The following is a 25953-nucleotide window of genomic DNA, read 5'->3' as shown; positions in this document are numbered from 1 at the left end:
TGTGCGGGCAGAAGCGCCGCATCAAGAATCCGGGCGATGGGAATGGATTGAAAAGCGTTCCGCAACGAATCCTCTGCATGGGGGTCACCGGCAGCGGAAAGTCGACGCTTGCCGGCGAGCTCGGCCGCATCCTGGGCCTTCCGGTCCACTATGTCGATGACGAATTCGGCTGGCTTCCCGGCTGGGTGCAGCGCAGGGTCGCCGAGCAAAAGCGAATGGTCCTGGCAACCGCCGCCACGGAACAGTGGGTGTTCGATTCGGCATACGGCCCCTACCGGGCGGAAGTGTCGTCGTGCGCCGAGCTCATCGTCTGCCTCGACTATCCCCGGCTGGTCTCGCTGCGCCGTTTGCTGGTTCGTTCCGTCCGCCGCGTGGTGCGCCGGGAGTCGGTCTGCAACGGGAACCACGAGACGTGGGGCCGCTTCCTGGGCAAGGAGTCCATTGTGCGCTGGCATTTCAAGAGTTTCCCCGCCAAGCGCCGGCAGATGCGCGAGCTGGAGGAACGCTACGGCCCGGAACGTGTCCTGCGTTTTTCCAGTCCCCGCCGAACGCAAAGGTGGCTTGCTTCGTTGGAAGCAAGCCACCTTTGAGAGTGGTTCCTAGTATTCGTGGTCCTGTCCCGGCGCCTTGATGAACGCATACTGGGTCTCGCGGATCCCGCCGGCAAATTCACGGCTGGAAGCCAGGCTCAGTTTGGCCGTGCCCTTCATCGCGAAAAGCGGCCGGCCGCCGCCCAGGATGACGGGCATCGTGTAGAGCAGCAGTTCATCGAGCAGACCCGCATCCGCGAATTGCCCGGCGATGGATCCGCCCCCAACAACCCAGACGTCCTTGCCGTTGGCGCTGCGGGCGATGTCGCCGGCCCATTCGGTCACGTCCCCGCGCACAAACGTCAGGTCGGCACCCGGGAAAGCGGCGAGCTCGCGGTGGGTGAAGACCCATACCGGCAGGCCCGCATAGGGCCATTCGTCGCCGATTTCCCTGAGCATCCACGAATAGGTGTCGGCTCCCAGGACGATGGCGCCGATGTTTTCGAGGAATGCCTCATAGCCTTCGAGCTGGCCTTCAAAGCCGTCGAACTCCATGAGCCAATCCAGGCGCTCATTCTCATCGGCAATGTAACCGTCGACAGAGGCTGCTACGTAGTACCTGAAGTGCGTCATGCACCCCATCCTATCCACGAACAACCGCGCCTTGGCTAGTGAATGCCGAGGATGTTCTCGCTCAGTGCCGGGACGATCAGGATGATGCCGAAGAGCACCACAACACCGCACAGCGTGAAGCAAAGGTAGGCCGTGCCCTTGGCCAGGCCGGTCGAGCGGTTTTCATCCTCGGCCACGGCCAGCATGCGCACACCCAGCGAATAGGCACCGACGATGAACAGTGACGAAACCCAGGTGACAATGGCAACGATCAGAAATGCATCCCATTTGATGTTCATTACTTGCTCTCCTGCTCTGCCTTGGCTTCGTCTGCCTTGGTTTGCTCGGCCATGGCCTGTTCCGCCTTGGCGCGCGCCATCTTGCGGCGCTCCTTCTTCGTGGGGATGTTCACTGCGGCACCCGAAACATCAACGTCGCTGATGGCGTTGTTGTGGCCGACGATTTCACGGCGTGAAAGCACCCAAATCACCAGCAACGAACCAAGTCCGAGGACCGTGACGATCACCAAGCCGATGGTTCCGAAGTGGGCCAGCGCCGCGGCGGCTGCGCCGATGGCGCCTGCAGCCGGAAGCGTGAAGAGCCAGCCGATCGCGATCTTTCCGGCGGTTCCCCAGCGGACTTCGGCGCCCTTGCGCCCCAGCCCGGAACCGATGACGGAGCCGGAGGCGACCTGCGTGGTGGACAGCGCGAAGCCCAGGTGCGAGGAGGCAAGGATTGCGGCTGCCGTGGAGGTCTCGGCGGCGAAGCCCTGTGCGGGCTTGACGTCGGTGAGGCCCGAGCCCATGGTGCGGATGATGCGCCAGCCGCCCATGTAGGTGCCCAGAGCGATGGCCAGGGCACAGGAGGCAATGACCCAGAAGTGCGGGCCGGTGCCGGCGGTCTGCAGGCCCGAGGCGACCAGTGTCAACGTGATGACACCCATGGTCTTCTGCGCATCGTTGGTTCCGTGGGCAAGTGCCACGAGCGAGGAGGAGAAGATCTGGCCGTAGCGGAATCCGCCGCGCTTCGGGGATGCAACGCCGGACTGGCGCTTGGTCACGGAGTAGGCAAGCTTTGTACACAGGTAGGCCGAGGTTCCGGCGATCACCGGTGCCACAAGCGCGGGCAGCAGGACCTTGGACATCAGCACGTTGTAGTCGATGGCACCGAATCCGGCACCAACGATTGCCGCGCCGATCAAGCCACCGAAGAGGGCGTGGGAAGAGCTGGATGGAAGTCCGAGCAACCAGGTGAGCATGTTCCAGATGACGGCGCCCATCAGGCCCGCGAAGATCATCGCCGGCATGATTTGCACGCCGGTTTCTCCGCCTTCCTTGATAATGCCACCCGAAATGGTCTTGGCGACCTCGGTCGAAAGGAATGCGCCGACGAGGTTCAATACGGCTGCGAGTGCCACAGCGGTTTTGGGCTTGATGGCTCCGGTGGCGATGGGAGTTGCCATCGCATTCGCGGTGTCGTGGAAGCCATTGGTGAAGTCAAAGAACAGTGCAAGAGCTATGACTAGGACGACGATAAGCGTCAGATCCATGTAGAAACCAATCTTGGGTTACGGGCGAGGGCCGAGGCGCAAACGGTCACCTTGAATCTCCGCATTGTTAACCCAATGTTTCGGTTCCGGTCACCTAAGTCGCCAATTCATCATATGGCCTGTAGAAAACTAGTCAATTCCCGGAAAATCCCTCACAACCCGACTTTGCCGCGTGATTAGGCGGCGCAGGGGCGGACTGCACATTGGGCGTGAGCTACTTCACGGTTCCCGCGACTCAAACAGCCTGATCATCAGCTCAATGGACAAACTTTGCGATGCCCATGCGGAAAGTCTTCGACGTGAGCCGAGAGCGGCGCCATCCGTGCAGGCGGCCCGGCCGATCCATCGGGGATTCCGATCCGGTCCGACCGGTCTCCAACCACTCGCAACGCGTCGATCGCGCCAACCCGCCCGAGCAACGCATCGGCGGGGCGAGCGCAGAAGTCGGCGAGCGCCGTAAGCACTGTCAGGCCCGGGGCGTTGACGACTACCCATACCCAGGCGGCCACCAGCGGGGCCGCCGATTTCGGACCGGGCAGTGTCTATGGAAATTCCCGAACGTTCCCGCCAAGCGCCGCAGAGTTTTTCGCGCCGGACCGGTGCATGATTCGCGCCATCGGCCGTAAGCTCATTCAATGGCACGATTTTTTGATGTTCACCCCGAAAACCCGCAGGCCCGTTCGATCGCACAGGCCGTTGACCTGCTGCGCAATGGCGGATTGCTGGCCTACCCCACCGATTCCTGCTACGCGCTCGGCGCGCAGATAGGCAACAAGGAGGCGATGGACCGCATCCGCGCGATCCGCAAGCTGGACGACAAACACCATTTCACGCTGGTCTGCAAGGACTTTGCGCAGCTGGGCCAGTACGTTGAAGTCAACAACATGGTCTTCCGCAACATCAAGGCCGTCACCCCGGGCAGCTACACCTTCATCCTGCCCGCGACGAAGGAAGTCCCCCGCCGCCTGATGAACGCGAAGAAGAAGACGATCGGCGTGCGCATCCCGGACAACGCGGTGGTGCAGGCGCTGCTCGAGGAACTGGGCGAGCCCATCCTCTCAAGCACACTGCTCCTGCCGGGCGAGGAAGAACCCATGACCCAGGGCTGGGAAATCAAGGAAGCCCTCGACCACGTGGTGGATGGCGTCATCGATTCCGGCGAATGCGGCATCGAACCAACCACCGTCATCGACTACTCGAGCGGCGAGGCAGTCATCGCCCGCGTGGGGCTGGGAGATCCCTCCCGCTTCGAGTAGAACAAATGTTCTAGTTGGCGGCGCCGTGCGCATCGGTGAGGTTGCAAACCAATTGCCACAGGTGCCCGTCGGGGTCCGTGAACGTTCCCACGTATTGCCGGCGCCCGCTCACGTGGGGGATCTCGTGGGGCTCAAAGGTCCTGCCGCCGGCGGCCTTCGCCACCGAGAGGATCTCGTCAACCTCCCCGGTGCTGGCGATCGCACAGCTAAGCAGGGCGTCACTTGCCGGCACCGGCAGGAGCGGCGCGCGCTTGGCCTCGCGCGAGTACCTGGTGAAATCCGGGATTTCCGCGAGGAACAGCACGAGCCCGGGCAATTCAATGCAGACCATGCCCGCCTCCAGCCGGACGCAGCCCGCACCCAGGACCTCTCGGTAGAAGTCGTGGGAGCGGGTTGCGTCGGTTACCGCCAGGCTGAGTACCACGCCCTGTGTTTTCATCCGGATTACCCTCTCCAAGTCAGTCCCGTTCCTGCGGGGCCCGGCGGTGCCGGATCCCCCAACCAATATCCCAGCTCTCCCCCGGCTCCAGCCAATGCAGTCCCATCCCGTTGTTGAATGCATCTGCCGGTGCCGTCATGGGTTCCATGGCAACGGCGCTCACGTTGCCGTCCTCCGACGGGAAATCGCTGGTTGTATAGACCTGGATGTAACCGAACTCCGCGTCCATGGCCATCTCGACCCGGCTGCCATCGGGCGCTTCCAGATAGTGGACGGAGCCTCCCTCGGCATTGCGATGGAGATCCGTCCATACGTCGTCCAGCGCCACCTGGCCCAGGACTTGCCCCGCCTTGTAGTCCCGAGGCGTGCCTCCCACGGCAGTGATTTCACCGGTGGGGATCAACAGTCCGTCCACTTCCAGGTGCGAATCCGCGTTGATGACGAGCTTGAGTTCCTCGGCGGGCACCTCCCCCAGACTGAGGTAGGGATGCGTGCCGACCGCCACGGGGGCCTTCCTCCGGCCGGTGTTCGTCAGCCAGTGCGTCACGCGAAGCCCGTCCCGGTGCAGTTCATAACGAACCGAAGTGGACAGGTCGAAGGGGTAGCCTTCCGCAGCCTGGAGATCGGCGGCAAGCGTCAGGCTCGAGGAATTCCGTTCGACCAGACGGTAGGCGACGTCTGCCAAAAGGCCGTGCAGGGCGTGGCCGCGTGCGGGTTCGGTGATTGGAAGCTGTTGGGTGGTTCCTTCATGGGTCCATCTACCCCCGGCCACGCGGTTCGGCCAGGGCACCAGATTCCAGCCGGCGCTGAACGGCGCAGCGGAGTCCGCCGGATAGTCCTGCACCAGTGAAATGCCATCAACACTTAGCGCCCGGAGCGTACCTCCGGTTTCCGTGACGACGACGCACTGGCTTCGGCCGCCGATTCCGGCCTTGAGTTCAAAGCATTCGCCCATCGGGGCAACGTGGTTCGACAAAGCGAGCCTTTCTGGGGTTCCGGGGAATCTGGCGGCAGCCTCTAATAGGGCCCAAGGTGCGACTCTGGGGCCGCGCAAACCGAGATTTCGGTTTCCGCGACCCCAGAGGTGTTGTCTTTGTGCGTTGTTACTTGACCTGGTCGATCACGGTCTCGGCAACCTCGCGCATGGACAGGCGACGGTCCATGGAAGTCTTCTGGATCCAGCGGAAGGCCTCTGGCTCGGTCAAGCCCATCTTCTCGGTCAGCAGGCTCTTGGCGCGCTCGACAAGCTTGCGGGTGGCAAACTGCTCGGTCAGGTCCCCCACCTCTTTTTCAAGGGCGGTGATTTCCTCGTGGCGGGAAATGGCGATCTCGATGGCAGGAACCAGGTCGGCCGGGGTGAACGGCTTGACCACGTAGGCCATGGCGCCCGCCTCGCGGGCGCGCTCGACAAGTTCCTTCTGGCTGAAGGCCGTCAAGAGGACCACGGGGGCAATGCGTTCCTTGACGATGGTTTCGGCAGCGGTGATGCCGTCCATAACCGGCATCTTCACGTCCATCAGCACCAGGTCGGGCTTGAACTCGCGGGCAAGTTCGATGGCCTTTTCGCCATTGTCTGCCTCGCCAACCACGTCGTAGCCCTCGCCGCGCAGGATTTCGACAATGTCGAGGCGGATCAGGGTTTCATCTTCTGCGACAACGACGCGGCGTGGTGCGCCATTGTTGGGCTCAGCCTCGATACGGGTGACTTCGGGCAGATCGCTCATGGTGCTCCTTCATTCCCGGGGTGACCGGGTGAATCTTCAATACTCGGTTTCGTGGTTAAGCCTATCTGCATGTACAGTGGTTAACCGCAAGGACGCGAGGATTTCTCAAGATAGAGATTATCCATTATGCTAATTCTTGCTTCTAATTATGTGCCCGCCCGAGTGGCGGAATGGTAGACGCGCTGCACTCAAAATGCAGTATCGAAAGGTGTGTGGGTTCGAGTCCCACCTCGGGCACAGTCAGACCCCGATCCCTTAGTTCATAAGGGATCGGGGTCTTTTTCATTTGTTTTATTGCCAAACTTATGACTATTTCTTCGACACAATTGGCCCATACGACAAAGAGCACGTCTGGCCAGGGTAGGTCACTACCGCTTTTGGCCTTTCAGGCCGCGGTCCATTAGGGCCGTTCGACCACTCCTTCCTGCGCCAGAAGCCCGCGGTCGCACTCAGCGCGGTGCCGGGCCTGTCGGGCCTGTCGGGCCCGATCCTTTCGTCGCGTATTTCCCTCCGTGCCGATTCCGGGGCGTGGCGTGCGGCGCGGACGATGGCGTGCGGCGCCTCGGATACCCCGGAAACGCCGTACTCCTTAAGAGGGTGTTCTCCGATGGCGTACCCGTGACGGGACTATGGTGCGCGCCACTGTCGTTGTATAGGCATATGGCGCGGCCCGTGCGTGGGCAGGCTGCACAGCCACTAACCACCCACGGTCACACCAGGAGGTGTGCGGTGAACGAGACTTCCGATATCTCCGAGGCCGGACTTGCGTCTGAAGACGCGATGGATGCGTACTCTCGGACCGTTATCAGCGTTGCCGAAACGGTGGGGCCGCAGGTGGCAGCCGTTGAGATGATGGGCGCGGGCCGCAACGGGCGGGTGCGCATGGGTGCGGGTTCCGCCGTCGTCTTTACCGAAGACGGCTACATGCTTACCAATGCCCACGTGGTTGCCGGCGCCAGCAGCGGGTGGGCGACGTTTGCCGACGGCACGGGAACGGATATCGAGATCAGGGGAGCCGACGTCTAGTCCGACCTGGCCGTTATCCGCGGCTTTTCCCACATGAAGTCCCCGGCGAAACTCGGTGACGCCGAGGGTCTGCGGGTAGGCCAGCTGGTCATCGCCGTAGGCAACCCGCTGGGCCTGGCCGGGTCGGTGACCGCCGGGGTGGTCAGCGGACTGGGGCGGTCCATACCCACCGTACTTGGCCGGACCCGGCGGGTCATCGAGGACGTCATCCAGACCGATGCCGCGCTGAACCCGGGCAATTCGGGCGGGGCGCTTGCCGATGCCCGCGGCCGGGTGATCGGCATCAACACGGCTGTGGCGGGCGCGGGCTTGGGCCTGGCCGTTCCGATCAACGCCACCACCCGGCGGATCATCTCCGCGCTGATAGCCTACGGGCGTGTCCGGCGCGCATACCTGGGTCTGGTCAGTTCTCCGATAGCGCTGAACGAGACGCTGGCATCTCGCATAGGCCAGCGGGAGGGGCTACGCGTTGTGGATGTCATGGCCGGTTCGCCGGCGGAGAAGTCCGGGTTGAAGCCCGGCGACCTGGTGCTCACCGTCGGGCAGAGCCCGGTCTCCAGTGCCGAGAGCGTGCAAAAGCAGTTGTTCGCCGAGGCCATAGGCGCGCCATTGCCCGTGCCGGTTGAGATGACGGACTAATGCACGTCATGCACCGACAACCCATGGCACAACACAAAAGCCGGATCCACGGTCCACTCCCCCCCGAAGGGAAGCTTCTTGCAGATCCGGCTTTTAGGGTAACCAGTGGCTACTTAGATTTCGCGGGTGCCTTCGCCCGACACGGATTCGGTGGCCCAAGGGCCTACCTCTTCGCGAGTCGGCATCGGCTTACCCTCAACCAGCTGGCCGGCATCCGCGAGGTCGCCGACCTTGTGGATGCGAAGCGAGTTGGTCGAACCGGCCTGGCCTGGAGGGGAACCGGCAGCGATGCAGACGATGTCGTTGATATCCGCCAGTCCTTCCTGCAGCAGGGCGCGGTCGACCTGAGCGGTCATCTTGTCAGTGTGGTCCGCGTACTCGACCAGACGCGGCTGGACGCCCCACATCAACGTCATGATCTGGTAGGTCTGCGGCAGCGGCGTGAACGCCAGCACCGGCTTCTTCGGGCGCAGGCGCGACAGGCGTCGGGCCGAGTCGCCGGACTGGGTGAAGGCCACGATGTACTTGGCATCCAACTGGTCGGCGATTTCCACTGCGGCACGGGTGATGGCGCCGCCGCGGGTCTTGGGCTTGGAGCCCAGACGCGGGATGCGGTCAAGACCGTGCTGCTCCGTGGAGGAGATGATCCGGGCCATGGTTTCGACGGTCTCGATCGGGTATTCGCCCACCGAGGTTTCGCCCGAAAGCATGACCGCGTCGGCGCCGTCGAGCACGGCGTTGGCGCAGTCCGAGGCCTCGGCGCGGGTCGGGGTCGGCGATTCGATCATCGACTCCAACACCTGGGTGGCGACGATGACCGGCTTGGCCCAGCGGCGTGCCAATTCAATGGCGCGCTTCTGGACCAGCGGAACCTCTTCGAGCGGAAGCTCGACGCCGAGGTCGCCACGGGCGACCATGATGGCGTCGAACGCGTTGATGATTTCCTCCAGCGCGTCCACCGCCTGCGGCTTCTCGATCTTGGCGATGACCGGAAGGCGACGGCCTTCCTCGTCCATGATCTCGTGCACACGCTCGATGTCGGAGGCGTTGCGCACGAAGGAGAGCGCAACCATGTCCACGCCGGCACGGATGGCCCAGCGCAGGTCGTCCTCGTCCTTTTCGCTCAACGCGGGAACGTTGACGGCAACGCCTGGAAGGTTGATGCCCTTGTTGTTGGACACCTCGCCGCCCACGACCACCTCGGTGACGACCTTTTCGTCGTCGACCGCGGTGGCTCGGAGGGAAACCTTGCCGTCGTTGATGAGCAGGATGTCGCCCACGTTGACGTCCTGCGGCAGGCCCTTGAACGTGGTGGAGCAGAAGGTTTCATCCCCCAACACATCGGCGATGACGATGGTGAAGGTGGCCCCCACCTTCAGGATGTGCTTGGCATCGTCGATGAAACGACCCAGCCGGATCTTGGGACCCTGCAGGTCGGCAAAGATGCCGACCGGGCGGCCAAGCTCAAGGGCCGCCGCACGGACGTTTCCGAGGTTCTCGGCGTGCATCGAGTGGTCGCCGTGGCTCATGTTCAAGCGGGCGACATCGACACCCGCCTTGAGCACTGCCAACGTCTTTTCGTAGGTACCGATCGCTGGGCCCCAGGTGGCCACAATTTTTGCGCGTCTCATACGGTCAGCCTAACTGCCTTTCCATTTCTCAGGTCGGAAAACCACCGTAGTAGTGGTGCATCCGTCTCACAACATGCTGATGGCCTGATCCGTCGGTGCAACGGGGGCCGGAAGGCGGGTTTCGCCCATCAGGAATTTGTCCACCGCCGCGGCACAGGATCGTCCCTCGGCGATGGCCCACACAATCAGGGATTGTCCGCGTCCGGCGTCGCCGGCCACAAACACCCCCGGGGTGTTGGTCATGTAGTAACCATCGCGGGCGACGCTGCCCCGGTCATCAAACTCGGTGTTGGCCTGTTCCTTGAGACCGGCTTCTTCGGGTCCTGTGAACCCGAGAGCCAGGAAGACCAGATCCGCGGGAATAACCCGCTCGGTGCCTGGTTTCGGAAGGCGCTGACCGTCAATAAATTCGGTCTCTGCTACCGTAACACCCATCACGCTCCCGCGCTCGCCCGTGAAGTTGACGGTGGCGGCCAAGTACGTCCGTTCGCCGCCTTCCTCGTGGGCGGATTGGACCTCGAACAGCCTCGGGACCATCGGCCACGGCTGGTTTGCCGGACGCTCCAGCGGCGGCTGCGCACCGATGGCCAGCGTCGTGACGCTTGCTGCACCCTGGCGCAGGGCGGTGCCCAGGCAGTCGGCGCCGGTGTCTCCGCCGCCGAGGATCACCACGTGCTTTCCGGCGGCGTCGATGCGCAATGCATCACGCTCCCCGGCCACAACCTCGTTGGAATCGACAAGGTATTCCATCGCGAAATGAACCCCATCGAGCTCGCGCCCGGGGATCGGCATGTCGCGCGGAACGGTGGCGCCTGTGGCGAGGATCACCGCGTCATACCGGCGATGCAGGGCATCCCAGGTGATGTCGGTGCCCACCGAAACCCCGGTGCGGAAGCGGGTCCCCTCGGCCTCCATCTGGGCCAGCCGCCGCTCGAGGACGTCCTTTTCCATCTTGAAGTCCGGGATGCCGTAACGCAGCAGCCCGCCGACCTTTTCGTCGCGCTCGTACACGGCCACGGTGTGCCCGGCACGGGTCAGCTGCTGGGCGGCGGCCAACCCCGCGGGGCCGGAACCGACGACGGCGATGCGCTTGTCCGTGTGCCGCATGGCGAGCACCGGTTCGAGGTCGCCGGACGCCAACAACGTGTCCGCGATTTCGACCTCAATTTGTTTGATTGTTACGGCCGGCTGGTTGATTCCCAGCACGCAGGAGGACTCGCACGGGGCCGGGCAGAGCCGTCCGGTGAACTCCGGGAAGTTGTTGGTCGCGTGCAGGCGGTCCGACGCCTCGGCCATCCTGCCCTGGTGGACCAGCGCATTCCACTCGGGAATCAGGTTGCCCAGCGGGCACCCGCTGTGGCAGAACGCGATGCCGCAGTCCATGCAGCGGCCGGCCTGGGCCTTGAGCGTGCCGTCGTTTTGACGTTCGGTAACCTCGCGGAAGTCCATCAGGCGGATGGGCACCGGGCGCTTGGGCTGGGTTACGCGTTCACGGACTTCCAAGAATCCACGTGGATTAGCCACGGGTCACCTCCAGAATCCGGTTCCAGGTGGTTGCTGAATCCGGGTCGAAACCTTCATGGGCGGCAGCGTTGCGTGCCTGGGATACCGCGGCGAAGTCCCGCGGGAGGACCTTGGTGAAGCGTGCGGCGGCGACCGGCCAATCGGCCAGCAGGCTTGCCGCAAGCGCCGAACCGGTGTGCAGTTCGTGCTTTGCGAGCAGGTCCTTGATCAGCTCGCAGTCCTCCTCGCCGGGGCCCTCGAGGATCAGGTCGTCGTTGGCGACGGCCAGCGGGTTCAGCTTGCGGGTGTCCAGGTCCAGCACGTATGCCACGCCGCCGGACATGCCCGCGGCGAAGTTGCGTCCGGTCGATCCGAGGATCAGGGCCGTTCCGCCGGTCATGTACTCGCAGCCGTGGTCGCCGATTCCCTCGACCACCGCGCTGGCGCCGGAGTTGCGCACGGCGAAGCGTTCGCCGACCATGCCGCTGATGAACAGCTCGCCGCTGGTCGCCCCGTAGCCGATCACGTTTCCGGCGATGACCTGGGTTGCGGGGTCGAACCCGCTGCCCGCGTCCGGCCGCAGGATGATGCGGCCGCCGGAGAGGCCCTTGCCGACGTAGTCGTTGGAGTCGCCGATGAGCCGCAGCACGATGCCTGCCGGGAGGAAGGCACCGAGCGACTGGCCCGCGTGTCCGCGCAGCGTGACGTCGATGGTTCCGGGTGCCAGCTCGTCAACACCGAAGGTGCGGGTGACGTGGTGCCCGAGCATGGTGCCCACGGCCCGGTCGGTGTTGCGCACCTCCAGGTCGATGGAGACGTTTTCGCGGTGCGCCAGTGCCGGTGCTGCCGCGGTGATCAGCAGGTTGTCGAAGTGCTCGTTGAGGTGGTGGTCCTGGAACGTGGTCCGCCGGCGCGGGGCGCCGGGCTTGGAGCCCACGGTCTCGAAGATCCGGTCAAGCTTCAGGCCCTCGGTCTTCCAGTGGCCCACCGCGGCGCGGGTGTCGAGCCGTTCGGCCTGGCCGATGGCTTCCTCCATGCTCCGGTAGCCCAGCTGCGCGAGCAGCTCGCGCACCTCCTGGGCCAGGAACTCGAAGAAGTTCACCACGTGGTCGGCCTGTCCGGTGAAGCGCTTGCGCAACTCGGGGTTCTGCGTGGCGACGCCCACCGGGCAGGTGTCCAGGTGGCAGACGCGCATCATGATGCAGCCGGTGACCACCAGCGGCGCGGTGGCGAAGCCGAATTCCTCGGCGCCCAGCAGCGCGGCGATGACCACGTCGCGGCCGGTCTTCAGCTGGCCGTCGACCTGCACGGTGACGCGTTCGCGCAACCCGTTGAGCATCAGCGTCTGCTGGGTCTCGGCCAGGCCGAGTTCCCAGGGCACGCCGGCATGCTTGAGCGAGTTCAGCGGCGAGGCGCCGGTGCCGCCGTCGTGGCCGGAGACCAGCACCACGTCGGCCTTGGCCTTGGTGACGCCCGCGGCGACCGTGCCGATGCCGACCTCGGAAACCAGCTTCACGTGGATGCGTGCGGCGGGGTTCGAGCACTTTGCATCGTGGATCAGCTGGGCCAGGTCCTCGATCGAATAGATGTCGTGGTGCGGCGGCGGGGAAATGAGCCCCACGCCCGGGGTGGAGTGGCGGGTGCGTGCGATCCACGGGTAGACCTTTTGCGCGGCCAGCTGGCCGCCCTCGCCGGGCTTGGCGCCCTGCGCCATCTTGATCTGCAGGTCGTCCGCGTTGGTGAGGTACAGGCTGGTGACGCCGAAGCGGCCGGAAGCGATCTGCTTGACCGCCGAGCGGCGCGCCGGGTCCAGCAGGCGCTCGACATCCTCGCCGCCCTCGCCGGTGTTGGACTTGCCGCCCAGCCGGTTCATGGCGATCGCCAGGGTCTCGTGGGCCTCGGCGGAGATCGAGCCGTAGCTCATGGCTCCGGTGGCGAAGCGCTTGACGATCTCGCTGACCGGCTCCACCTCGTCGATGTCGATGGCCGCGGACTTGTCGATCTTGAAGTCCAGCAGCCCGCGCAGCGTCATCAGGCCCTTGGACTGGTCGTCGACGCCCTTGGTGTACGCCTTGAAGATGTCGTAGCGGCGTTCCCGCGTGGCATGCTGCAGGCGGAACACGGTTTCCGGGTTGAACAGGTGCGGCGGGCCTTCGCGGCGCCACTGGTACTCGCCGCCCGTTTCCAGGGTGCGGTGCGGCTCCGGTGCCAGGTCGGCCGGGTAGGCGTAGGCGTGGCGCATCGCGGTTTCGGTGGCGAGCACGTCCAGGCCGACGCCGTCGAGCTGCGACTGGGTGCCGGTGAAGTACTGGTCGACGACGCGCTGGGACAGCCCCAGGGCCTCGAAGGTCTGGGCGCCACAGTAGGAGGCGACGGTGGAGATGCCCATCTTGGACATGATCTTCAGGACGCCCTTGCCCAGCGCCTTGATGAGGTTGGCCTGCGCCTTGGCGGGCGTGACGGAGCCCAGCTCGCCGTTGCGGGCCATTTCCTCGACGCTTTCCAGCGCCAGGTACGGGTTGATGGCCGAAGCGCCGTAGCCGATGAGCACTGCCACGTGGTGGACCTCGCGCACGTCGCCGGCCTCGATGATCAACGAGGTCTTGGTGCGGTTGGCGCTCTTGAGCAGGTGGTGGTGCACCGCGGAGGTGAGCAGCAGCGACGGGATCGGCGCCCACTGGGCGTTGGAGTCGCGGTCCGAGAGCACGACGAACTTGATGCCCCGGTTGATCGCGGCGGAGACCTTTTCGCAGATCTCCTGGATGCGGGCGCGCAGCTCCGCTTCCCCGCCGTCGGGGCGGTAGAGCCCGCGGACCTTCAGCGTGACCTTGAGGCCCTCGTCATCGCGGATGTTGGCGATCTTGGCCAGGTCGTCGTTGGTGATGACCGGGTAGGCCAGGGACACCTGTTCGGCGCTGACCTTGCCCAGGGCCAGCAGGTTGCCCGAGGGGCCGATGCTGGTGCCCATGGAGGTGACGAGTTCCTCGCGGATGGAATCCAGAGGCGGGTTCGTCACCTGGGCGAAAGACTGCGTGAAGTAGTCGAAGAGCAGCCGCGAGCGCGCGGAGAGCACGGCGACAGGGGTGTCGGAGCCCATGGCGCCGAGCGGTTCGGCGCCGGTGGCGGCCATCGGGGCGAGCAGGATGCGCAGTTCCTCGGTGGTGTAGCCGAAGGTCCGCTGGCGCAGCTGCACGGAGGCCGAGTTGTGGCTGACGTGCTCGAGGTCGGGCAGGTCGGAGAGACGGATCTTGTTTGCGGCGACCCATTCGGCCCATGGCTTGGATGCGGCGATCTGTGCCTTGACCTCGTCGTCCTCGATGATGCGGCCGGCGACGGTATCGACCAGGAACATCTTGCCCGGGGCCACGCGGCCCTTGGCGACGATCCGCTCGGGGGCGATGTCGATGACGCCGACCTCGCTGGCCAGCACCACCAGTCCGTCGTCGGTCACCCAGAAGCGTGCGGGACGCAGGCCGTTGCGGTCGAGCACCGCGCCCACCTGCTTGCCGTCGGTGAAGGACACCGCGGCGGGGCCGTCCCACGGCTCCATGAGCATCGAGTGGTACTCGTAGAAGGCGCGGCGGTCCGCGTCCATGGTGGCGTGGTTTTCCCAGGCCTCGGGGATCATCATCATGATCGCCTGGGCGATGGGGCGCCCGGAGAGCGTGAGCAGCTCGGCCACCTCGTCGAAGGAGGCGGAGTCGGAGGCACCGGGGCTGCAGATCGGGAAGAGCTCCTCGGGGACCTCGCCCAGCAGCGCGGAGGCCAGCTGGGATTGGCGGGCGCGCATCCAGTTCCTGTTGCCCTTGACCGTGTTGATTTCGCCGTTGTGGGCGATGGTGCGGAAGGGCTGGGCCAGCGGCCAGGACGGGAAGGTGTTGGTGGAGAAGCGCGAGTGCACGATGCCGAAGGTGCTCGCGAAGCGCTCGTCGGTCAGGTCCGGGTAGAAGGCCGAAAGCTGTGCGGTGGAGAGCATGCCCTTGTAGACGATGCTGGCGCTGGAGAGCGACGGGAAGTAGACGCCGAACTTGTTCTGCGCGCGCTTGCGCACGCGGAAGACCCGGGCATCGAGTTCCGCGACCTTCTCGCCGGGAATGCCGAGGAAGATCTGGGCGAAGTGCGGCATGCAGCCGCGGGCGGTGGGGCCGATGTGCTCGGCGTTGACGGGCAGTTCACGCCAGCCAAGCACGGTGAGGCCCTCGTCGAAGGCCAGTTCCTCAAGGGCGCTGATTGCCTGTGTCCGCTGCGTTGGATCCTGGGGCAAGAAGGCGGTGCCGGCGGCGTAGTGTCCGCGGGCCGGAAGGGGGAATCCGGCGACGGCGCGGAAGAAGGCGTCGGGGATCTGGGTGAGGATGCCGGCGCCGTCACCGGTGCCGTCGTCGGCGCCAACGGCGCCGCGGTGTTCGAGCCTGCGCAGGGCCTCGAGTGCCTGGTTCACGATTGCGTGGGTAGGTACTTTTTTGAGGGTGGCGATGACTGCCAGCCCGCACGCGTCTTTTTCGTTTTCGGGGTTGTAGAGGCCTTGCGCTTCGGGGGCGTCTGCGAACCGTGTGAAGGGCGAAGATACTTCCCCGCCACAATCCGGTGAAGCGTTCAGCTGGACTCCGGTCATGCTCATGAGCATACCTTTCTCGCGTTTTTTCTGGGATACAAGGACGCCGTTGTCCGAGAGTTTTCTGGGTCGCAAATGATCGGTAGCTGAGAGGATTTTTCCCACCGACAAGAGTGCGGGGTTTTTCCCGGCCTGCGGGCCGGGCCACGTCGTTGTGGTTTGTGCAATGCGGCGGGATGTCCGCCGTGCCTTGCTGCGTCGCGGGGCCATGTTCGATTTCGTGCATCGAATCCTACGCCCGCTGGGTGAAAAAATCGTAGCACCACCATGTTTCGGTTTTAGGCGTGGTTTTGTTTCCAACAGTTTTCCGAATACACCTCAACAGCAATCTGACTAGGGAGTTTACGAATCTTCCAATTGTTACCCGGAAATAACAAGGCCCCCCGTCACATACCGCGGGCGGTAGCAGACGAGGGGCCTTGAACTGGTGTTTTTTAGTTGTTGTTTTTTTCCGTTTTTCCTGCGGAATCAGTTCCCTTTTCAGGGTCAACGATCGGTTTCACCCGATTGGAACCGTCTTTCGATTCGGTATCCGCGGTCAATTCCCCATTGGAATCGGCCGGGGCTTCGTCCTCGGTGTCGGTTTCCGGCCGGGGCTCGCGGCCCTCGAGGTAAACCCCCGGGTCCGGCTGCGGGCGAAGCTTGGTGAGCGAATAGACGAGTCCGACGGTGCCCAGGATGACCATGCCGATGGCGAGCCACATGTGCACGCGCAGCCCGATGCCGAGGATGACGATCGTGTCGGCGGCGTCGATGCGCATGGTTTCCATCATGGTTCGGCCAATGCCGTACCAGATCAGGTAGGACCAGAACATGGCGCCGCGACGCAGCTTGAACTTGCGGTCGATCGCCAACAGCAGCACCACGCCCGCCACGTTCCACAGGGATTCGTAGAGGAACGTCGGCTGGAACAGCGTCCCGGGCGGAAGGCCCGGGGGGAAGTTGTAGCTGGTGGAGTCGATCTCCAGGCCCCACGGCAGCGTGGTCGGCTTGCCGAAGAGCTCCTGGTTGAACCAGTTGCCCCAGCGCCCGAAGGCCTGGGCCAGCAGCACGCCCGGCGCCACCGCGTCCAGGAAGGCCGGGAGCCTGACGCCCGCGCGGCGGCAGGCGATCCAGGCGCCGAGCGAGCCAAGGCTGATGGCCCCCATGATGCCCAGGCCACCGGCCCAGATCTGCGGGATTTCGGAGAGATGCGCGCTTTGGCCGTTGAGCCCGAAGTAGTACTCGGGGTCGGTGATCAGCACGTGGTACAGGCGCCCGCCGACGATCCCGAACGGGATCGCCCAGATGCAGATGTCCCAGACCACGTCCGCCGGTCCGCCCTTGGCCAGCCAGCGCTTGTTGGTCAGCCACATGGCCACGACGATGCCCAGCAGGATGCACAGGGCGTAGGCGTGGATGGTCAACGGGCCGATGGAGAACTTGGAGAACTCCGGCGGCGGGCTCGGGATCGAGGTGAGCACGCCGGTGCCGATGGCTGCCAGGGAGGTCATACGCTGACTGGCCTGCCGCTGAGTTCGGCGGTGAGCCTGGCAACGGCTTCCACTCCCCCGTCACGCAGCGCGGCGACCAGTGCGGTGCCGACGATGACGCCGTCTGAGTAGGCGCCGATTTCCTCGACGTGCTTGCGCTGCGAGACGCCCAGCCCGACGCAGGCGTTCTCGGCGCCGGCGGCGTGGGCCGCGGCGACAACCGAGGCGGCCGCGTCGGAAACCTCGGCGCGGGCGCCGGTGACGCCCATGACCGAAACGCAGTAGACGAATCCGCGGCTCGCGGCGACGGTGGCCTTCATGCGGGCCTCGGTGGAGGACGGCGCGACCAGGAAGACGCGGTCAAGACCGTACTTGTCGGAGGCCTCCATCCACTCGGCGGCCTCGTCAGGGATCAGGTCCGGGGTGATCAGCCCGGCGCCGCCGGCCTCGGCCAGGCGGCGGGAGAACTCGTCCACGCCCATGCGCAGCACCGGGTTCCAGTAGGTCATGACCATCACGGTGGCCGAGCAACGCTCGGTGATGCCCTTGACGATGTCGAAGACCTGGGCAACCCGGAAGCCCTGCGCCAGCGACTGCACGGTGGCGGCCTGGATGACAGAGCCGTCCATCACGGGGTCCGAGTACGGGATGCCGACCTCGATGATGTCAGCGCCGTTTTCGGCCATCGCGACGGCCGCGTCAATGGTGGCCTGCACGTCCGGGAAACCGGCGGGCAGGTAGCAGATCAGGGCCGGCCGGCCCTCGGCGCGGGCGGCGGCGATGGCTGCTGCGCTCTTGGAAACGTGGCTCACTTGGCATCCTTTTCGGTGTCGATGAGTTTGAACCATTCGGCGGCGGTTCCTACGTCCTTGTCGCCGCGGCCCGAGAGGTTCGCGATGATGATGGTTTCCTCCGGCGTCGCGCCGGCGGCGATCTTGCGGGCGGCGATCTTCAGCACGCCGGCCAGGGCGTGCGAGGACTCGATGGCCGGGATGATGCCCTCGGTGCGGCAGAGCAGCGAGAAGGCGTCCATGGCCTCGGTGTCGGTGATCGGCTCGTAGTGCACGCGGCCGATGTCGGCAAGGTAGGCGTGCTCCGGGCCGACGCCCGGGTAGTCGAGACCCGCGGAGATCGAGTGCGACTCGATGGTCTGGCCGTCGTCGTTCTGCATCAGGTAGCTCTTGGCACCGTGCAGCACGCCGGGCTTGCCCAGGGTGATGGTGGCCGCGTGGCGCGGGGTGTCCACGCCGTCGCCGCCGGCCTCGAAGCCGTAGAGCTCGACGTCGGCGTCGTCAAGGAAGCCGTGGAAGATCCCGATGGCGTTGGAGCCGCCGCCGATGCATGCGGCGACCGCGTCCGGCAGGCGGCCGACCTGGGCCAGGATCTGCTCGCGGGCCTCCTCGCCGATGACCTCGTGGAAGTAGCGCACCATGGCCGGGAACGGGTGTCCGCCGGCGGCGGTGCCCAGCAGGTAGTGGGTGTTCTCCACGTTGGCGACCCAGTCGCGCAGCGCCTCGTTGATGGCGTCCTTCAGCGTCTGGGAACCGGCGGTCACCGGGATGACCGTGGCGCCGAGCAGCTGCATGCGCGCGACGTTCAGGGCCTGCCGGCGGCAGTCCTCGGCGCCCATGTAGACGACGCATTCCAGGCCCATGAGGGCCGCCGCAGTGGCCGAGGCGACGCCGTGCTGGCCCGCACCGGTCTCGGCGATGATGCGGGTCTTGCCCATGCGCTTGGCCAGCAGCGCCTGGCCGAGCACGTTGTTGATCTTGTGGCTGCCCGTGTGGTTAAGGTCCTCGCGCTTGAGGAAGACGCGCACGCCTCCGGCGGCCTCGGAGAAGCGCTTGGCCTCGGTGAGCAGGGAGGGGCGGCCGGAGTAGTTCTTGTTCAGGTCCTTGACCTGTGCCACGAACTCCGGGTCCGCCTTGGCGGCCTCGAACGTCTCGCTGAGCTCGTCCATGGCGGCGATCAGGGATTCGGGCATCCAGCGTCCGCCGTAGTCGCCGAAGTACGGACCGGGGGCATGCCGCAGGGAGTCCCCCGGCGCTGCAACGTGGCTCTGCGAACCGTCTGCCGGTTCACCTGTCGTCGGGTTCATCTGGGGGCATCCTTATCTAGCTGAGGAATCGTGAAGTAATTAGGCGCCGGGGCGTGCCGGCTTCGCGGCCGTTCCCGCGCTCATGAACTGCTTGATGGCCGCGCTCGGGTCGTTGTCCTTGACCAGCGCCTCGCCGACCAGGATGGCGTCCGCGCCGTGGGAGGCGTATTCGCGCACCTCGGCGACGGAACTGACGCCGGATTCGGCGATGATGACGGCCTCGGGCGGAATCAGCCCCGCGAGCTTCGCGAAGTTTGCGGGATCCACTTCCAGGGTCTTGAGGTTGCGCACGTTGACGCCGATGATCTTCGCCCCGAGCGCGACGGCGCGGGCGATTTCCTCCTCGGTGTGGGTCTCCACCAGGGCGTTCATGCCCAGTGCGTGGGTGAGGTCCAGGAACTCGCGCATCTGCGCGTCGTCCAGGGCCGCGACGATCAAGAGGATGAGGTCGGCGCCGTGGGCGCGGGCCTCGTAGATCTGGTAGGCGTCGACCGTGAAGTCCTTGCGCAGCAGCGGGATGTCGACGGCGGCGCGCACGGCATCGAAGTCGGCCAACGATCCGCCGAAGCGGCGTTCCTCGGTGAGCACCGAGATGACGGAGGCGCCACCCGCGACATAGGCCGCGGCGAGTTCGGCGGGTTCCGGGATGTCGGCAAGCGCGCCCTTGGACGGGGACTTGCGCTTGACCTCGGAGACCACGCGTAACACGGCGTCACGATCGGACTGGTTGGCGGCTCCGCCGAGGGCGGCGAAGGCGTCGAGCGCAGGGGCGGCGTTTGCCGCGTCGGCCTCGATCTGGGCCTGGCCGCATATGGAACGGCGGGCGTCCAGATCGATCCGAACGCCCGCAATGATATCCGTAAGTACGCTCACGACTAGTGCGAGGAACCCGACCGGGCGCCGCCCACGCCGAAACCGGCCTTCTTCATGACCCAGCCGGCGATCAGGCCGACGACGACGACGCCGAGGCCCGCGTAGACCATGGTGGGGTTGTGGGCGGCGAAGGCGATTCCGCCGATGATGACACCGATCATCGAGACGCCGACCAAGGTCCAAGCCGCAATTGAGTTGCCGTGGCCGATTTCTTCGGCGTGCATCGGGTCGATCTGGGTGTTGCTGTTAGCCATGGTGGGATACTCCTCGTCACCTCGTGCCAATCGGGAATTTTCCCGACGATTAACTTCTGTCTATTCTGCCATTCTTTAACGCCGTGGCGTGCCATGTTGCCCGCCCGCGCGCGTTCCTCAGGTGGGATCGTCCCCGCGCGAGAGCGAGTCCCAGCCGTCGATCTCATCGATCGGTCCCGTGGAGTTCGCCTGTTCCGCACGCCGGGCGGCCGCGGCGTTGTCGCGCGCGTACTTCTTGCTGCCCGCCCAGGTGTGCCCGGCGGCCACAAGCACCAGCGCGTTGAGCACCAGCACCACTCCGGCCAGCGCCGCCGCGTAGGGCCAGATGGAAACCTGGTAGTCCCCGCCTGCGGCGTTCAGCCCGGTGGCCTCGCCGACCTTGGTGGCGGCTGCCGCGACGGGGTTGGCGAGCACCGCGATGGCGGAGGCGACGATGCCGCCGCCGGCCAGCAGCAGTATGCCGGCGATGATGTAGCGGGCGACCTTGCCGGCGATCAGCGCCGCCAGCGAACCCGCCAGGGCCACCACCGCGAGTGCGGCGACGGCCGCCGAGGCGTCGGAGCCCGCGACCTCGATCAGCGGGATCTTCACGGAGCCGACCTCGGGCTGGACTGTGATCCAGATGCGCGTGCTGGTGGCCAGCGCCAGCACGGCACCGACCAGGCCCAGCAGCATGACAACGCGCTTGGTGCCCCAGCGCGGGGTCTTGGCGGTGCCCTTGGTGTTGCTGTCGGTGTTGGTCATGACCCCAGTATTTCCTGGCCGGCGGGCGCCATGGTGCCCGCGGCCCAGACGGCGCGCAGCGGCGCTGCCGACTTGTTGATGGTTTCAAGGGCCTCGGCGTCGAGGTCCGAGTCGTTGACGATGCCGCCGCCGGCCTGCACGTAGGCGCGGTTGCCCTTGAGCAGCGCGGAGCGGATGGCGATGGCCATGTCCATGTCCCCGGCGAAGTCGAGGTAGCCCACGACGCCGCCGTAGATTCCGCGGCGGTGCGGTTCCAGCTCGTCCAGCAGACGCAGCGCGCGCGGCTTGGGCGCGCCGGAGAGCGTGCCGGCCGGGAACGTCGCGGCCAGCACGTCGTAGCCGTCGGTGCCCGGGGACAGCTTGCCGACCACGTTGGAGACCAGGTGCATGATGTGGCTGAAGCGCTCGACCTCCATGAACTGGGTGACCTCCACCGAGCCCGGCACGCAGACCTTGGACAGGTCGTTGCGCGAGAGGTCCACAAGCATCAGGTGCTCGGCGCGCTCCTTCTCGTCGGCCAGCAGGTTCTTCTCGTGCTGCTGGTCGTCCTCGTAGGTGGCGCCGCGCGGTCGCGAGCCGGCGATCGGGTGCGTGACGACGTGGTCGTCGTTGACCGTGACCAGCGCTTCCGGGGAGGAGCCGACGATCGAGTAGGCCTTGCCGTGGGAGTCCTCGAGGCTGAAGAGGTACATGTACGGGCTGGGGTTGGTGGCGCGCAGGATGCGGTAGACATCCAGCGGGTCGGCGTGGGATTCGAGCTCGAAGCGGCGCGAGATGACCACCTGGAACACCTCGCCGTCGACGATGGCTTCCTTGCCGCGCAGCACGGCCTGGCGGTAGGAGTCCTCGTCCCAGGAGTGGGTGACTGCGGCCATCAGCTCGTCTGCGGGGACGTCGGTGCCGGAGAGCACCGAGACCGGGGTTTCGGTGGCCTCGCCCAGGGACGCGAGCATGGCGCGCACGCGGTCCACCGCGTGGTCGTAGGCACCGTCGACGCCGTCGTTGGTGCCGTTGAAGTTGATGGCGTTGGCGATCAGCGTGAGCGTGCCGTCGGTGTTGTCGTGCACGGCCATGTCGCCGACCAGGTTCATGGCCAGCTCGGGCAGGTGCAGGTCGTCGAGCGGCGGGTTGGGCAGCTTCTCCCAGTGGCGCACCGCCTCCCAGCCGATGAAGCCGACCATGCCGCTGGTCAGCGGCGGCAGGCCGTGCAGCGGCTCGGTGCGCAGCGCGCGCACGGTGTCGCGCAGCACCTCGACCGGGTTGCCCTCGGTGGGCATGCCGGCCGGCGGGGTGCCCAGCCAGTGGGCCTTGCCCTCGCGGGTGGTCAGCGTCGCCGGGGAGTTGGTGCCGATGAAGGAGTAGCGGCTCCACACTCCGCCGGCCGCGGCGGATTCCATCAGGAAGGTGCCGGGGCGGCCGCCGGCAAGCCGGCGGTAGATGGAGATGGGGGTCAGCGAGTCGGCCAGCACCCGCATGGTCACGGGAATGACGCGGCGTTCCGCGGCGAGGGCGCGGAACTGCTCGCGGGTGGGTGAGAGCGCACCGAGAGCTTGCATGAGTGGCTAGTTATCCTTGCGTGGACGAATGTGGTGTCTGGTCAGGAGACGCGGCGGCCGACGACGGCCGGGATCTCGCGCCCGTCGAAGCAGGTGTGGGTTCCGGTGTGGCAGGCCGCACCGATCTGGTCGACCACCACCAGGAGGGCGTCGCCGTCGCAATCCAGGGCGACCGAACGCACCAGCTGGGAGTGCCCGGAGGTGTCCCCCTTGCGCCAGTATTCCTTGCGGGAACGCGACCAGAAGGTCACCCGCCCGGTGGTGAGGGTGCGGCGGAGGGCTTCCTCGTCCATCCACCCGAGCATGAGCACTTCGTGCGTGCCATGCTGCTGGATGATGGCCGCGACCAATCCGGAGTCGTCCTTTTTCAGGGCCGCGGATATTTCGGCGGACAATTTGCCGTCAACGGAGACGGGGGTTGCGAAGGCTGGGTTCTGCGACATCACCTCCAGTCTAGTGCCACCGAAGCGCAATTGGCCGAACGGGATTCACCCGCGCGGCATGCACGCAACGATTCGCCGAAACCCGTAAGTCGCATGGCGCTTCATACGGCCACAAGCGGCGCCGGACGTGTTAGTTTCGTAGTGATGCATTTTGTCCCAGCCTCCCGTGAAGTACTGGCCGAAGTCCTGCTGGCAGCAGGACCGACGGCCCCGACATTGTGTGCCGGTTGGCAGACCCGCCACCTCGCCGCACACCTGGTGTTGCGCGAACACTCGATGCTCTCCGCCGGACTGGCCCTCAAGCCGCTGGCCTCCGCGATGGAACGCGAGCTTAAGTCGAGGGCCGACCGGGCCCGCGACAACGCCGCCTATGCGGAACTCGTCCACGAATTCGTCGCCGGCGCACCCAGGTTTTCACCGTTTGCCCTGCCGGCCTTCGACCGTGCGGCAAACCTGAGCGAATACTTCATCCACACCGAGGACGTCCGCCGCGCCACCGACCGCTGGGCGCCTCGCGTGCTCGACGAGAAGTACGCAGAGCTCCTGTGGCGGGACCTGGTCCGCCGTGCCTCTGCGTACTACCGGGGCAGCGAGGTGGGCATCATCCTGGTGCTTCCCGACGGGCGGCGCCATGTTGCCCGCAAGGCCAAGACCTCGGTGGCCATCATGGGCCGCCCCGAGGAATTGCTGCTCCATGCCGCGGGACGGCGCGAGGAGGCGCTCGTGACGTTCGAGGGCGCCGACGAGGCACTCGAACTGTTCAACGCCCGGCGCTAGATTTCCGCGAAGGCCCCGGCCGCTTGGCCCGTCGGTGCCACCACGCTGACAACCACCAGGGCGTCACTGGCCACCGGATTCCAGCCGACGACCCCGGGCTCGACGGCGGCACCCAGCACGTGCGCGGCACCCCAATGGCTTCCGTCCCGGACGGCGAGGGCCTCCTCGCCGTTGACGGTGAGTCGGATCGCTGAGCCGTCCGGTGCCGCAACGGTTCCCGAGATGCGCAACAGCCGTGCACCTTCGTGCCGGATCCCGGGGTCGAACTCCGCCCCGACGGTGACTTCCAACGGCTCGGGTTCGCCCTCGGCGATTGCGTGCCCCGCACGGCAGACGCTGTCGAACGGCAGCGGCGGCGCCAGGACGGGCGACTGGCGCAGTGAGCCCGCCGCTTCGTATGCGTAGCCGCAAGCCAGCAGTTGGTTGTCGGCGTAGGCGGGACCGGCAATTGTCAGCCCCACCGGCATGCCGATGTCTTCCATGATTCCCATGGCGACGGTGATGCTCGGAATGCCGAAGTGGCGAAGCGCGTAGTTGCCGTTTGAGAAGAACACCCCGTTTTCCCAGGCACGGTCCGCGGATTCGGTGTTGATGTCCGCATCCTGGGCCGCGACGTCCGCATTGGCCGGGAAGACGATCGCGTCCAGACCTCGCGCCTCCAGCCAGTCCTCGAAGAGCTCCTTGCGCAGCGTCTCGAGCGCCCGAAGCCCCTGGGTGAAGCCCGGCAGGGAGTCTATCGGCGGCAATCCGGCGGCCGCCATGTTCACCACGTCGCGGTACCGGTTCTCGTAGTCTTCGACCTCCTCGTAGCGGTCGGGCAGCGCCCCCGCGGGGGCCGGGAAGATTTGGGTGTGGTCGACGTCGGCCAGGCGGTTCAGTGCCGGGTCGTTGTTGGCCCGCAGGAAGGTGTCCCAGCCATGGGCAAGGATCTCGTTGAATTCGGTGTCCATCCAGCCCTCGGGCAGGACGCCGAGTGCCGCGAGTTGTTCGCCGCCTGGGGTGTTGCCTTCGTATTTTTCGATCATGGGCAGGTCGACCTCGACGACGGTGGCGCCAAGCCCCTCGAGCCGGGCCCGCGCCGCCTCCCAGAGTTCCAGGATCGAGTCGCGCACCGCCAGGGGGAAGTCGGCGTCCTTGCCGAGGTACATGCGCGGGACGCCCAGGCGTTTGCCCCTCAGTGCGTCGGGGTCGGCCAGTTCCGCGTAGCTTCCGGGGCGGACGTCCGAGGCCGCCGGCAGCTCGACGGCTTTCTGGTCGCGCCAGAAATCACCGGTGGTGTTCTCGTCGTCGGCCACGATCACGTCCAGCAGCCGGAACATGTCGTTCATGCCGCGGGTGTGCGGCACCACGACGTCGCGGGTCGGGAACAGCGGCCAGTTGCCGCGGATCGAGATGACGCCGCGCGAGGGCGTGTAGGCGCAGAGTCCGTTGTTGGAGGCCGGGCTGCGACCCGAGGACACGGTCTCCTCCCCCATGCCGAACACGCCCAAGCTGGCCGCGGTGGCAACCGCCGAGCCGTTGGACGAGCCCGAGGCATAGGCTGCCGCCAGGTAGTTGGTGTTGTAGGGGCTTTCGGCCCGGCCGTAGACACCGCGCTGCATGCCGCCGTCGGCCATGGGCGGCATGTTGGTCTTGCCCACCAGCACTCCCCCGGCCTCGCGGATCCGTGCCACGGTAAAGGCATCGTCCTGGGCCACAAGGTCCTTGAAGGCCGGCGAGCCGGCGGCGACGGTGAGCCCGGCGACCATGTAGCTGTCCTTGACTGTGAAGGGCACCCCCTCGAGGGAGCCTGCCTGCCCGGCACGGCGACGGCGGTCGGATTCCGCGGCCTCGGCAAACGCGTCGGGATTCAACACGGCCATGGCATTGAGTCGCACCGAGGACCTGTCGAAGCGTCCCACCCGGGCCAGGTGGGCGGCCACCAGCTCAACGGCGGTGACGGCGCCCTTCTCGAGCGCATGCAGGACGTCGTCGATGGAAGCTTCATGGATGCTGAACGGCTGGCCCATTGGTGGTTTCCCTTCACGGATCTTGCTCCTGCGTCGCCTGACTTCGACCGCTGAGGGGTCCGAATGTCTCGATCATCGAGGAGCAACTAGAAAATTGACTGGATGTTCAGTTAAAGATAACGTGTGACCTACGATACATGGAAGTCCGCAAGGTCGCCAAACGGAAAGTTTCTTGCAGTTCCAGCAAACGAAAGGCACGGTTCCGG

Annotated in this window: 21 protein-coding genes, 1 tRNA gene and 1 pseudogene; 5 read left to right on the top strand and 18 right to left on the bottom strand. The window is 65.8% G+C overall.

Going from position 1 to position 25953, the window contains the following annotated elements; all coding sequences use genetic code 11:
- The first annotated feature begins 77 nt into the window (after positions 1-77).
- Complete coding sequence (locus ACIQLF_RS10915) at positions 78-590, top strand: adenylate kinase (RefSeq protein WP_400297968.1); 513 nt, start codon at positions 78-80, stop codon at positions 588-590.
- 9 nt (positions 591-599) lie between these two features.
- On the opposite strand, the gene ACIQLF_RS10910 is transcribed toward ACIQLF_RS10915, so the two are convergent.
- Genes ACIQLF_RS10910 through ACIQLF_RS10900 form a run of 3 tightly spaced genes read right to left on the bottom strand, consistent with a single transcriptional unit; the run spans position 600 to position 2691 of the window.
- Positions 600-1163 (bottom strand): dihydrofolate reductase family protein, encoded by a 564-nt coding sequence (locus ACIQLF_RS10910; RefSeq protein WP_400297966.1) that lies wholly within the window; start codon positions 1161-1163, stop codon positions 600-602.
- Between the two features lie 35 nt (positions 1164-1198).
- Positions 1199-1441, bottom strand: coding sequence for a hypothetical protein (locus ACIQLF_RS10905; protein ID WP_400297963.1), 243 nt, complete (start codon positions 1439-1441; stop codon positions 1199-1201).
- Complete coding sequence (locus ACIQLF_RS10900) at positions 1441-2691, bottom strand: anion permease (RefSeq protein ID WP_400297961.1); 1251 nt, start codon at positions 2689-2691, stop codon at positions 1441-1443. Before ACIQLF_RS10900 ends, ACIQLF_RS10905 begins: the two co-directional genes overlap by 1 nt.
- A gap of 635 nt (positions 2692-3326) precedes the next feature.
- Between ACIQLF_RS10900 and ACIQLF_RS10895 the strand changes: the two genes are divergently transcribed.
- Positions 3327-3947: an L-threonylcarbamoyladenylate synthase gene (locus ACIQLF_RS10895; RefSeq protein WP_400297959.1), complete on the top strand. Its 621-nt coding sequence runs from the start codon at positions 3327-3329 to the stop codon at positions 3945-3947.
- A gap of 10 nt (positions 3948-3957) precedes the next feature.
- On the opposite strand, the gene ACIQLF_RS10890 is transcribed toward ACIQLF_RS10895, so the two are convergent.
- From ACIQLF_RS10890 to ACIQLF_RS10880, 3 genes are all read right to left on the bottom strand, one after another.
- Positions 3958-4386 (bottom strand): VOC family protein, encoded by a 429-nt coding sequence (locus tag ACIQLF_RS10890; protein ID WP_400297957.1) that lies wholly within the window; start codon positions 4384-4386, stop codon positions 3958-3960.
- A 19-nt stretch (positions 4387-4405) separates the two neighbouring features.
- Positions 4406-5362, bottom strand: a complete 957-nt coding sequence (locus ACIQLF_RS10885) for an aldose 1-epimerase family protein (RefSeq protein WP_400297954.1) — start codon at positions 5360-5362, stop codon at positions 4406-4408.
- Positions 5363-5489: 127 nt separating this feature from the next.
- Positions 5490-6110 (bottom strand): ANTAR domain-containing response regulator, encoded by a 621-nt coding sequence (locus tag ACIQLF_RS10880; protein ID WP_209997415.1) that lies wholly within the window; start codon positions 6108-6110, stop codon positions 5490-5492.
- Positions 6111-6266: 156 nt separating this feature from the next.
- On the opposite strand from ACIQLF_RS10880, the gene ACIQLF_RS10875 reads away from it, so the two are divergent.
- Together ACIQLF_RS10875 and ACIQLF_RS10870 are read left to right on the top strand one after the other, a co-directional pair.
- Positions 6267-6347, top strand: a tRNA-Leu gene (locus tag ACIQLF_RS10875).
- A 543-nt stretch (positions 6348-6890) separates the two neighbouring features.
- Positions 6891-7775: pseudogene (locus tag ACIQLF_RS10870) on the top strand (S1C family serine protease).
- Positions 7776-7888: 113 nt separating this feature from the next.
- Here ACIQLF_RS10870 and pyk read toward each other — a convergent pair.
- The 11 genes from pyk to hisI form a co-directional block, all read right to left on the bottom strand.
- A complete protein-coding gene (gene pyk, locus ACIQLF_RS10865) occupies positions 7889-9406 on the bottom strand; it encodes a pyruvate kinase (RefSeq protein ID WP_400297952.1) in 1518 nt (505 codons plus the stop codon).
- Positions 9407-9472: 66 nt separating this feature from the next.
- On the bottom strand, positions 9473-10930 hold the full coding sequence (locus ACIQLF_RS10860; RefSeq protein WP_400297949.1) for a glutamate synthase subunit beta: 1458 nt from the start codon (positions 10928-10930) through the stop codon (positions 9473-9475).
- On the bottom strand, positions 10923-15527 hold the full coding sequence (gltB, locus tag ACIQLF_RS10855; RefSeq protein WP_400297946.1) for a glutamate synthase large subunit: 4605 nt from the start codon (positions 15525-15527) through the stop codon (positions 10923-10925). The genes ACIQLF_RS10860 and gltB overlap by 8 nt, the downstream gene beginning before the upstream one ends.
- 428 nt (positions 15528-15955) lie before the next feature.
- On the bottom strand, positions 15956-17014 hold the full coding sequence (gene lgt / locus ACIQLF_RS10850) for a prolipoprotein diacylglyceryl transferase (RefSeq protein WP_400297944.1): 1059 nt from the start codon (positions 17012-17014) through the stop codon (positions 15956-15958).
- Positions 17011-17841: a tryptophan synthase subunit alpha gene (gene trpA, locus ACIQLF_RS10845; protein WP_400297941.1), complete on the bottom strand. Its 831-nt coding sequence runs from the start codon at positions 17839-17841 to the stop codon at positions 17011-17013. The genes lgt and trpA overlap by 4 nt, the downstream gene beginning before the upstream one ends.
- Entirely contained in the window at positions 17802-19091 is a 1290-nt protein-coding gene (trpB, locus tag ACIQLF_RS10840) for a tryptophan synthase subunit beta (RefSeq protein ID WP_400297938.1), read from the bottom strand. The genes trpA and trpB overlap by 40 nt, the downstream gene beginning before the upstream one ends.
- Positions 19092-19130: 39 nt before the next feature.
- Entirely contained in the window at positions 19131-19964 is an 834-nt protein-coding gene (gene trpC / locus ACIQLF_RS10835; RefSeq protein WP_400297936.1) for an indole-3-glycerol phosphate synthase TrpC, read from the bottom strand.
- 2 nt (positions 19965-19966) lie between these two features.
- The gene (locus ACIQLF_RS10830; RefSeq protein ID WP_400297933.1) at positions 19967-20218 is read right to left on the bottom strand and encodes an HGxxPAAW family protein; all 252 of its coding nucleotides are present in this window, start codon (positions 20216-20218) and stop codon (positions 19967-19969) included.
- A 117-nt stretch (positions 20219-20335) separates the two neighbouring features.
- Positions 20336-20962: a Trp biosynthesis-associated membrane protein gene (locus ACIQLF_RS10825; RefSeq protein ID WP_400297930.1), complete on the bottom strand. Its 627-nt coding sequence runs from the start codon at positions 20960-20962 to the stop codon at positions 20336-20338.
- Positions 20959-22518, bottom strand: a complete 1560-nt coding sequence (locus ACIQLF_RS10820; RefSeq protein WP_400297927.1) for an anthranilate synthase component I — start codon at positions 22516-22518, stop codon at positions 20959-20961. The genes ACIQLF_RS10825 and ACIQLF_RS10820 overlap by 4 nt, the downstream gene beginning before the upstream one ends.
- A gap of 41 nt (positions 22519-22559) precedes the next feature.
- On the bottom strand, positions 22560-22961 hold the full coding sequence (hisI, locus tag ACIQLF_RS10815; RefSeq protein ID WP_387525446.1) for a phosphoribosyl-AMP cyclohydrolase: 402 nt from the start codon (positions 22959-22961) through the stop codon (positions 22560-22562).
- Between the two features lie 144 nt (positions 22962-23105).
- On the opposite strand from hisI, the gene ACIQLF_RS10810 reads away from it, so the two are divergent.
- Positions 23106-23738 (top strand): TIGR03085 family metal-binding protein, encoded by a 633-nt coding sequence (locus ACIQLF_RS10810; protein WP_400297924.1) that lies wholly within the window; start codon positions 23106-23108, stop codon positions 23736-23738.
- Here the strand turns inward: ACIQLF_RS10810 and ACIQLF_RS10805 are convergent.
- The gene (locus ACIQLF_RS10805) at positions 23735-25747 is read right to left on the bottom strand and encodes an amidase (RefSeq protein WP_400297921.1); all 2013 of its coding nucleotides are present in this window, start codon (positions 25745-25747) and stop codon (positions 23735-23737) included. The genes ACIQLF_RS10810 and ACIQLF_RS10805 overlap by 4 nt on opposite strands.
- Positions 25748-25953 lie beyond the last annotated feature (206 nt).

Origin of the sequence: Paeniglutamicibacter sp. NPDC091659, assembly GCF_044756805.1 — a bacterium.
Classification (GTDB): Bacteria; Actinomycetota; Actinomycetes; order Actinomycetales; family Micrococcaceae; genus Paeniglutamicibacter.
Note: the sequence above shows the minus strand (reverse complement) of the source record. Positions and strands in the feature narration are given on the sequence as shown.

Coding starts and splice junctions, on each gene's coding strand:
- ACIQLF_RS10915 (WP_400297968.1), top strand. CDS start 78: ATGGGGGTCACCGGCAGCGGAAAGTCGACGCTTGCCGGCGAGCTCGGC.
- ACIQLF_RS10910 (WP_400297966.1), bottom strand. CDS start 1,163: ATGACGCACTTCAGGTACTACGTAGCAGCCTCTGTCGACGGTTACATT.
- ACIQLF_RS10905 (WP_400297963.1), bottom strand. CDS start 1,441: ATGAACATCAAATGGGATGCATTTCTGATCGTTGCCATTGTCACCTGG.
- ACIQLF_RS10900 (WP_400297961.1), bottom strand. CDS start 2,691: ATGGATCTGACGCTTATCGTCGTCCTAGTCATAGCTCTTGCACTGTTC.
- ACIQLF_RS10895 (WP_400297959.1), top strand. CDS start 3,327: ATGGCACGATTTTTTGATGTTCACCCCGAAAACCCGCAGGCCCGTTCG.
- ACIQLF_RS10890 (WP_400297957.1), bottom strand. CDS start 4,386: ATGAAAACACAGGGCGTGGTACTCAGCCTGGCGGTAACCGACGCAACC.
- ACIQLF_RS10880 (WP_209997415.1), bottom strand. CDS start 6,110: ATGAGCGATCTGCCCGAAGTCACCCGTATCGAGGCTGAGCCCAACAAT.
- pyk (WP_400297952.1), bottom strand. CDS start 9,406: ATGAGACGCGCAAAAATTGTGGCCACCTGGGGCCCAGCGATCGGTACC.
- gltB (WP_400297946.1), bottom strand. CDS start 15,527: ATGAGCATGACCGGAGTCCAGCTGAACGCTTCACCGGATTGTGGCGGG.
- lgt (WP_400297944.1), bottom strand. CDS start 17,014: ATGACCTCCCTGGCAGCCATCGGCACCGGCGTGCTCACCTCGATCCCG.
- trpA (WP_400297941.1), bottom strand. CDS start 17,841: ATGGTTCAAACTCATCGACACCGAAAAGGATGCCAAGTGAGCCACGTT.
- trpB (WP_400297938.1), bottom strand. CDS start 19,091: ATGAACCCGACGACAGGTGAACCGGCAGACGGTTCGCAGAGCCACGTT.
- ACIQLF_RS10830 (WP_400297933.1), bottom strand. CDS start 20,218: ATGGCTAACAGCAACACCCAGATCGACCCGATGCACGCCGAAGAAATC.
- ACIQLF_RS10825 (WP_400297930.1), bottom strand. CDS start 20,962: ATGACCAACACCGACAGCAACACCAAGGGCACCGCCAAGACCCCGCGC.
- ACIQLF_RS10820 (WP_400297927.1), bottom strand. CDS start 22,518: ATGCAAGCTCTCGGTGCGCTCTCACCCACCCGCGAGCAGTTCCGCGCC.
- hisI (WP_387525446.1), bottom strand. CDS start 22,961: ATGTCGCAGAACCCAGCCTTCGCAACCCCCGTCTCCGTTGACGGCAAA.
- ACIQLF_RS10810 (WP_400297924.1), top strand. CDS start 23,106: ATGCATTTTGTCCCAGCCTCCCGTGAAGTACTGGCCGAAGTCCTGCTG.
- ACIQLF_RS10805 (WP_400297921.1), bottom strand. CDS start 25,747: ATGGGCCAGCCGTTCAGCATCCATGAAGCTTCCATCGACGACGTCCTG.